This is a genomic window from Micromonospora sp. NPDC047521 (assembly GCF_055587305.1).
This window is the reverse complement of record NZ_JBVJGN010000015.1, coordinates 123,529-131,535: the sequence shown is the minus strand read 5'-3', so window position 1 is coordinate 131,535 and position 8,007 is coordinate 123,529. Positions and strand designations below refer to the sequence as shown.

At 74.1% G+C, this 8,007-nt stretch carries 7 protein-coding genes, 1 tRNA gene and 1 pseudogene; 8 read left to right on the top strand and 1 reads right to left on the bottom strand.

Annotated elements, in window-relative coordinates; all coding sequences use genetic code 11:
- The 5 genes and pseudogenes from ACZ6N8_RS26835 to selB form a co-directional block, all read left to right on the top strand.
- Positions 1-147: pseudogene (locus ACZ6N8_RS26835) on the top strand (4Fe-4S dicluster domain-containing protein); the annotation flags it as partial.
- Positions 144-1,319 (top strand): NrfD/PsrC family molybdoenzyme membrane anchor subunit, encoded by a 1,176-nt coding sequence (nrfD, locus tag ACZ6N8_RS26830; RefSeq protein ID WP_466013262.1) that lies wholly within the window; start codon positions 144-146, stop codon positions 1,317-1,319. The pseudogene ACZ6N8_RS26835 and the gene nrfD, both read left to right, overlap by 4 nt.
- Before the next feature lie 13 nt (positions 1,320-1,332).
- Positions 1,333-1,428: transfer RNA gene (locus ACZ6N8_RS26825), tRNA-Sec, on the top strand.
- A 22-nt stretch (positions 1,429-1,450) separates the two neighbouring features.
- Positions 1,451-2,758, top strand: coding sequence for an L-seryl-tRNA(Sec) selenium transferase (gene selA / locus ACZ6N8_RS26820; protein WP_466013261.1), 1,308 nt, complete (start codon positions 1,451-1,453; stop codon positions 2,756-2,758).
- 2 nt (positions 2,759-2,760) lie between these two features.
- Positions 2,761-4,515 (top strand): selenocysteine-specific translation elongation factor, encoded by a 1,755-nt coding sequence (gene selB / locus ACZ6N8_RS26815; protein WP_466013259.1) that lies wholly within the window; start codon positions 2,761-2,763, stop codon positions 4,513-4,515.
- A gap of 41 nt (positions 4,516-4,556) precedes the next feature.
- On the opposite strand, the gene ACZ6N8_RS26810 is transcribed toward selB, so the two are convergent.
- On the bottom strand, positions 4,557-5,597 hold the full coding sequence (locus tag ACZ6N8_RS26810) for an NAD(P)-dependent alcohol dehydrogenase (protein ID WP_466013257.1): 1,041 nt from the start codon (positions 5,595-5,597) through the stop codon (positions 4,557-4,559).
- 97 nt (positions 5,598-5,694) lie between these two features.
- Between ACZ6N8_RS26810 and ACZ6N8_RS26805 the strand changes: the two genes are divergently transcribed.
- From ACZ6N8_RS26805 to ACZ6N8_RS26795, 3 genes are all read left to right on the top strand, one after another.
- Positions 5,695-6,303: a TetR/AcrR family transcriptional regulator gene (locus ACZ6N8_RS26805; RefSeq protein WP_466013255.1), complete on the top strand. Its 609-nt coding sequence runs from the start codon at positions 5,695-5,697 to the stop codon at positions 6,301-6,303.
- An 82-nt stretch (positions 6,304-6,385) separates the two neighbouring features.
- Entirely contained in the window at positions 6,386-6,583 is a 198-nt protein-coding gene (locus tag ACZ6N8_RS26800; RefSeq protein ID WP_364364895.1) for a hypothetical protein, read from the top strand.
- A 78-nt stretch (positions 6,584-6,661) separates the two neighbouring features.
- Positions 6,662-7,939: a hemolysin family protein gene (locus ACZ6N8_RS26795; RefSeq protein WP_466013253.1), complete on the top strand. Its 1,278-nt coding sequence runs from the start codon at positions 6,662-6,664 to the stop codon at positions 7,937-7,939.
- Positions 7,940-8,007: the final 68 nt, after the last annotated feature.

The following is an 8,007-nucleotide window of genomic DNA, read 5'->3' as shown; positions in this document are numbered from 1 at the left end:
TTGTTGGACGAGCCGGAGGTGTACGGGCTGCCGCCGGATCCGGTCGTGACCACCCGTGACCTGCCGGCCATGTGGAAACGCGCAGGCCTCGCCGCTCTCGCCATGGCGGCGGCCACAGTCGCCGCGTTCGTCGGAGGTTCCTCGTGAGTCCACGCCGCCGGGAGGTGGGCGACAGGTTCCGCCGCTTCCGCGACCAGTCGACCGCGCCGGGTCCCGGCCCGCTCGACGTCCCCGAGGGAAACGTCCACGGCGGACCGGCGCGTGCCGGGGCGGCCCTGCCCGCGCGGCGGGAGGGCGGGCGCACCGGCCGGCGGCGCGGCGGGCGCGGCGGCGGCGAGGAACTGCGGGTGCCGGAGGCGGAGTTCACGTCGTACTACGGTCGTCCCATCCTCAAGGCGCCGGTGTGGAAGTGGGACATCGCCGCATACCTGTTCACCGGTGGCCTGGCCGCCGGCTCGTCGCTGCTCGCCGCCGGTGGGCAACTCACCGGGCGGCCCGCGCTGCGCCGCGCCGGACGGGCCACCGCGCTTGCCGCCGTCAGCGCCAGCACGGTCTTCCTGATCCGGGACCTGGGCCGGCCGGCCCGCTTCCACCACATGCTCCGGGTGGCCAAGCCGACGTCGCCGATGTCGATGGGCACCTGGATCCTCAGCGCGTACGGGCCGGCGGCAGGGGTCGCCGCGATCGCCGAGGCCGCAGGTGTGCTGCCCCGCCACGGGCTGCTGGGGCTGGCCCGTCGGGCGTTGCCGCCGGTCGGGCACGCCGCCGGGCTGCTCGCCGCCGGCGCCGCGCCCGCGCTTGCCACGTACACCGGGGTGCTGCTCGCCGACACCGCGGTGCCGTCGTGGCACGAGGCGTACCCCGAGTTGCCTGTCATCTTCGCGGGCAGCGCGCTGGCCAGCGGAGCCGGCGTGGGTCTGCTCGCCGCGCCGCCGTCGCAGGCCGGCCCGGCCCGGCGGATGGCGGTGGCGGGCGCGGCCCTGGAGCTGTACGGCGCGCATCGGGTGGAGACCCGCCTCGGCCTGCTCAGCGAGCCCTACCGGCTGGGCCGGCCCGGTCGCTTGCTGCGCGCCGGTCGGCTGCTGACCGCCGCCGGGGTGGCCGGTGCTCTGCTCGGGCGGCGCAGCCGGGTGGTCGGCGCGCTGTCCGGCACCGCGCTGCTGGCCGCCTCGGTCACCACCCGGTTCGGCATCTTCTACGGCGGTGTCGCCTCCGCGAAGGACCCGCGGTACACGGTGGTGCCGCAGCGCGAACGCCTCGACGCCCGGCGGACCAGCATGGATCTTCCACCTGATCCGGCGGACCCGCCCGCAGTGTGATCGAATGGCCGGTGGAGGCGTTCAGGCGGCTGGTGCCCCTCCCGGTCTTCAAAACCGGTGTGGTCCGGGACCCGGGCCAGGCGGGTTCGATTCCCGTCCGTCTCCGCCAACCCGCATCAGGAGATGACGTGATGGGCGACGGTCCGGTGGACCCGCGACGTCGGGTGCCCCGCACCGACGCGCTGCTCGCCGACCCTCGGCTGGCCGCGGCCACCGCCACGCTCGGCCGGGACCGGGTGAAGGCGATCGTCGCGACGGCGCAGGAGCGGGCCCGTCGCGGCGAGATCGACCCCGAGACCGTCCGGGACGCCGCCGTCGCCGCGCTACCGCCGTCCGGGCCCCGCCCGGTTCTCAACGCCACAGGCGTCGTGCTGCACACCAACCTGGGCCGTGCGCCGCTGTCACCCGAGGCGGTCGCCGCCGTGGTGGCCGCCTCCGGTCACACGGACGTGGAACTGGACCTGGGCACCGGCCGGCGGGCCCGCCGCGGCCGGGACGCCCTCGACGCGCTCGCCGCCGCAGTGCCCGACGCCGAGGCCGTGCACGTTGTCAACAACGGTGCCGCCGCGCTGGTGCTGGCCGCCACCGGACTGGCCGCCGGCCGGGAGATCGTGGTCAGCCGGGGTGAACTGGTCGAGATCGGCGACGGGTTCCGCCTGCCCGACCTGTTGGAGAGCACCGGCGCGCGACTGCGGGAGGTGGGCACCACCAACCGCACCACGCTCGCCGACTACGCCGCCGCGATCGGTCCGCGGACCGGCTTCGTGCTCAAGGTGCACCCGTCGAACTTCCAGATCACCGGGTTCACCTCGGCCGCCGGAGTGCGACAGCTGGCCACCCTCGGCGTACCCGTGGTCGCCGACATCGGCTCGGGGCTGCTGCGCGCCGACCCGCTGCTGCCCGACGAGCCGGACGCCACCACCACCCTGCGCGACGGCGCCTCGCTTGTCACCGCCAGCGGCGACAAGCTGCTCGGCGGGCCGCAGGCAGGCCTGCTGCTCGGTGCCGCCGACCTGGTCGACGAGCTGCGCCGCCACCCGCTGGCCCGGGCGGTACGCGTGGACAAGCTCACCCTTGCCGCGTTGGCGGCCACCCTGCACCACCCGGACACGCCGACCCGCGCCGCGTTGCACGCCGATCCGGGATTCCTGCGCCAGCGGGTCGAGCGGCTGCGGGACCGGCTCGGTGTCGACGGCCGCAAGGCCGAGGTGGTGCCGGCGGTCGCCGTGGTCGGCGGCGGAGGCGCTCCCGGTGTCGAGTTGGACTCGTGGGCGCTGAGCCTGCCCGAGCGGTACGCGACGCCGCTGCGCACCGGAGACCAGCCGGTGCTCGGTCGGGTGGTACGCGGCCGGCTCCTGCTCGACCTGCGCTGCGTGCCCGCCGACGCCGACGAGGCGGTCCGGTCGGCGGTGCTGCGCGTCGCAGACGGGGACGACTGACCATGTTCGTCGTCGCCACCGCCGGGCACGTCGACCACGGCAAGTCGACACTGGTCCGGGCGTTGACCGGGATGGAACCCGACAGGTGGGCCGAGGAACGCCGCCGGGGCATGACGATCGACCTGGGTTTCGCCTGGACGACGATGCCGTCCGGCGCCACTGTCGCCTTCGTCGACGTACCCGGGCATGAGCGTTTCGTGCCCAACATGCTCGCCGGGGTCGGGCCGGTGCCGGCGGCGCTGATCGTCGTCGCCGCCGACGAGGGGTGGATGCCGCAGTCCGCCGAGCACCTGGCCGCGCTCGACGCGCTCGGTGTCGGGTACGGCCTGCTGGCGGTGACCCGCGCCGACCTGGCCGATCCGGGGCCGGCGATGGCGCGGGCCCGGGCCGAGATCGGGGCCAGCAGTGTCGGCGCGGTGGAGGCGGTGGCGGTCAGCGGTGTGACAGGCGCCGGCCTGCCGGAGTTGCGGGCCGCCCTGGACCGGCTGGCCGCCCGGCTGCCCGCACCCACCGTGGACGGACCGGTCCGCCTCTGGGTGGACCGCAGTTTCACCGTCCGGGGCAGCGGCACTGTGGTCACCGGCACCCTCGGTGGCGGACGGCTGCGGGTGGGCGACGAGCTGGAGGTGGCCGGCACCGACGAACCGATCCGCGTCCGGGGCCTGCACTCCCTTGGCCAGGCACACTCCGAGGCCACGGCCGTCGCCCGGGTGGCGGTCAACCTGCGCGGCACGCCCCGCGACCGGCTCGGCAGGGGCGACGCGCTGCTCACCCCGAGCCGGTTCCACCGCACCGACGTCGTCGACGTACGGCTCACCGGCGACCCGGCGGCGGACCTGCCGGCCACGCTCACCCTGCACGTCGGCTCGGCGGCGGTGCCGGTACGGGTGCGCCCGCTCGGCCCGGACACCGTCCGGCTGCGGTTGGCCCGCGCCCTGCCGCTGCTCGTCGGCGACCGGGCGCTGCTGCGCGACCCGGGGCGGCACCACGTGGCAGGTGGGGTGCGGGTGCTGGACGTCGCGCCGCCGCCGCTGTCCCGCCGGGGGGCCGCCGCGGCCCGCGCACAGGTCCTCGCCGACCTGGACGGTCGTCCCGACCTGGCCGGCGAGCTGCGCCGCCGTCGGCTGGTCCGCGTCGACACGATGATCCGGATGGGTGTACCGGTGTCCGTCGCGCCGGTGGCCGGTGACTGGCTGGCCGACCCGGAGCACTGGCGGCGCCTCGGCGACCAGCTGACCGAGGAGGTCACCCGCCACGCTCGGGAGCACCCGCTGGAGCCGGGGATGCCTGTGGACGCGCTGCGGCAACGTCTCGCCCTGCCCGACCGGGTGCTTGTCGAGGCGCTTGTCCGCCCGCCGCTGCGGGTGCATGCCGGGCGGGTCGGGGCCGCGGACGCCGAGGCGCTGCCCGAACCTGTGGCCCGGGCCGTGCGGCGCGTCCGCGCCGAGTACGGCGACCGGCCGTTCCGCGCGCCCGAGGCGGATCACCTCGTCACCCTCGGTCTGGGCCCCCGGGAGGTCGGCGCCGCGGTGCGTGCCGGTGCCCTGCTGCGGCTGGCCGACAACGTGGTGTTGCTGCCCGACGCGCTCGACGACGCGGTGCGGGTGCTCGCCGGGCTGCCCCAACCGTTCACCCTCTCCGCGGCGCGGCAGGCGTTGGACACCACCCGCCGGGTGGCGGTACCGCTGTTGGAGTTGCTCGACCGTCGGGGTGTGACCCGACGGCTGCCCGACGACGCCCGGATCGTCGTCACCTGACCCCGTGCCCTCGGCCCGGCCGCACGCCACCCGCGGTCCCGTCAGTCCAGGTCGGACATGTCGAGCACGAAGCGGTAGCGGACGTCGTTTCGCCGGAGGCGGTCGAGTGCCGTCTCGACCTGTGCCGACGGGAGCACCTCGATGTCGGCGGTGATGTTGTTGTCGGCGCAGAACCGCAGCATCTCGGCTGTCGAGCGGCGGCCTCCACTGCCCGCGGAACCGAGTTTCTTGCGGCCGACGAGCAGGTCCGTGGCCTCCACGGTGACCGGGCCCAGGTAGCCCAGGAGGCTGAGGGTGCCGTCCATCGCCACCACCTTCAGGTACGGGGCGAGGTCGTGAGGTGCGGAGATGGTGTCGATGACGACGTCGAAGGAGTCCCGCGCCTCGGCCATCTGGTGGCTGTCGGTGGAGTCGATGAGGTCGTGTGCGCCGAGCCGGCGGGCGTCGTCGCCCTTGTCCCGGGTGCGGCTGATGACTGTCGTGGCGGCGCCGAGTGCCACTGCCATTTTCACCGCGAGGTGGCCCAGTCCGCCGAGCCCGGCCACGGCGACGCGACTGCCCGGCCCTACGCCGAGCGAGCGCAGGGGTTCCCAGACGGTGACGCCGGCGCACATCAGCGGGGCCGCCGCAGCCGGGTCGAGGCCGAAGGGGAGCGGGTACGCGAACGTGTCGCGCACGACGTACTCGCGGGAGAAGCCGCCCAGGGTGGTCGAGCCGTCCTGCCTGTCGGTGCCGCCGTAGGTCAGGGTCGGGAAGGAGTGGCAGAAGTTCTCCTGGCCGGCGCCGCACATGGCGCACGTGCCGCAGGAGTCGACGATGTTGCCGACCGCGACCGGGTCGCCGACCGAGAAGGTGGTCACGTCACTGCCGGTCGCTGTCACCACGCCTGTGAACTCGTGGCCGGGCACCAGTGGTGTGGTGGCCCGCTCGTCGTGGTCGCGCAGGGCGTGCAGGTCGCTGTGGCAGACGCCGCAGTGGTCGATCCGCACCGCGATGTCGTCCGGGCGCAGGTCACGGCGCTGCAGAGGCGTGCGGCGCAGCGCGCCGCCGCCGTCTGCCCGCCATCCGGTGGTGGTCCGCATGTAGGTAAACCTTCCAACAGACTGTTCGGTCTGTTTCAGCGTAGGTGCGGCTGTGGCGCAAAGCAAACCTACTGTTCTGTTTGCTAAGGTGGGTGACATGCCGCACCAGCCCGAGACCTCGCGAGGCGCCGCGACCTACCAGCGCATCCTGGACGCCGCCACCGAGGAGTTCGCCCAGCACGGCATCGCCGGGGCGCGCATCGAACGCGTCGTGGCGGCCGCGCGCACCAACAAGGCACAGCTCTACGCCTACTTCGGTGACAAGGAACGGCTCTTCGACGCGATCTTCCTCAGCTCGCTGGAGCGCATCACCAACGTCGTACCCATCGACGCCGACGACCTTGCCGACTGGGCCGTGCGCCTCTACGACGAGTACCTGCGCCGCCCCGACCTCATCCGACTGGCGACCTGGACGCGCCTCGAACGCCGGCCCACCGGGCACCTCGTCGAGACCCACCAGCACTACGACGACCGCAAGGTGGCCGCCATCGCCGAGGCCCAGGCCGCCGGCCGGGTCCGCTCCGGCGACCCGTTCGACATCATGGCCATGGTCATCGCCATGTCCATGGCCTGGTCACCTGTCAGCAACGTGTACGCGGCCAGTGCCCAGGAACCGGACGACGTGCACGACCAGCGCCGCGTCCTGCTCCGCGACTGCGTGCGACGAGCCACCACGGCCACCGACGAGCCCCGCCCGCACCCTTGACCGTCGTGGCGTGGCCCCGGCTGGCTGGTGTTCGCCGCGCTAACCGGCCCCCGGCCCGGTGACGGTCACCTACCGTGACGCCATGGACCCTTCGGCGGTCTGGCGGGACCGGCAGCACCAGTGGCGGATCGAGGCGTACCGAGCGCCGGATCTGCGGTTCGCCATCTACGCCACGAACGGCACCACCGAGTCGGCGCCGCTGTGGCTGTTCGGCATGACGGCGCTGGCCCGCTGGCTGATGACCCACTCCATCTCGCTCGACGACCTGGAGGTCGACTGACCGCCGGAGCGCCGGAAACCGGGCCACGGTCGGCTCGGCTGCGGTTGAGTGACCTCAGGCGGCTGGAGGGGGTGCGCGATGGGCGGTCAGCTCGGGCAGGTGGCCCTCGTGGCCGTCCTGGTGCTTGTCAACGCCGCGCTCTCCGGAAGCGAGATGGCGTTGGTGACGCTGCGCGAGGGGCAGTTGCGTCGGTTGGGTAGGCGGTCCCGTTCGGGTGACCGGCTGGTACGGCTGTCCCGTGACCCGAACCGCTACCTGGCCACCATCCAACTCGGCATCACCCTCGCCGGTTTCCTCGCGTCGGCAGCGGCCGCGGTGTCACTTGCCGAGCCGTTGGTCGGCCCGCTGGGTTTCCTGGGCGCGGCGGCGCGTCCGGCTGCGGTGCTCGTGGTGACGGTGCTGCTGACGTTCGTCACGCTGGTGTTGGGGGAGTTGGCGCCGAAGCGGTTGGCGATGCAGCGGGCCGAACGGTGGGCCCTGCTCAGCGCCGGCCCGCTGGATCTGCTCGCCCGGCTGTCCCGACCGGCGGTGTGGCTGCTCAGCCGCGCCACCGACGTCGTGGTGCGGCTGGCCGGCGGCGACCCGCGCGCCAACCGGGAGGAGATGACCGAGGACGAGCTGCGCGAGATGCTGGTCAGCCAGCGCGGCCTGTCGGCGCAGCAGCGGGAGATCCTGACCGGCGCGTTCGACATCGCCGGCCGGACGCTGCGGGAGATCCTGGTGCCCCGGCGGGAGGTGACCGCCCTGCCGGCCGGCCTGCGCGCCGACGAGGGAGTCCGCCGGCTGGCCTCGGCGGGGCGGTCCCGCGCGCCGGTCACCGGGCCGGGTGGCCTGGACGAGGTGACAGGTGTCGTGCACATCCGGGACCTGGTGCGCGCCGGTGGCGGCACGGTGGGGCAGTGGGGGCGAGCGCCCCTGCTGCTGCCTGTCACCCTGCCGGTCGCCGACGCGTTGCGGCAGCTTCGTCAGGAGCACCAGCAGTTGGCCCTGGTCGTCGACGAGCACGGGGGCATCGACGGCATGGTGACCCTTGAGGATCTGCTGGCCGAGGTGGTCGGCGAGCTGTACGACGAGACGGACCGCGACGTGCACGACGTGATCCGGGAACCGGACGGTTCGTTGCTGGTGCCCGGCGACTTCCCGCTGCACGACCTGTCCGACCTGGGGGTGCGGCTGCGGTTTCCGCTGTCGCGGGAGTACACGACTGTCGCCGGTCTGGTGCTGGCGCGGCTGCGGCACCTGCCCGCCGGGCCGGGGGAGGTCGTACGCCTGCCCGGGCTGACCCTCGAGGTGGTGGAGGTCGCCGACCGGGCGGTACGCCGGGTGCGGCTGCGCGGGTTCGTCGCCGAGGGCTGACGGCCACCCGAACGACTGACAGGAGTCTCGAAATGGCACAAATCAGGTGGTGCCTGGCCTACCGTGCC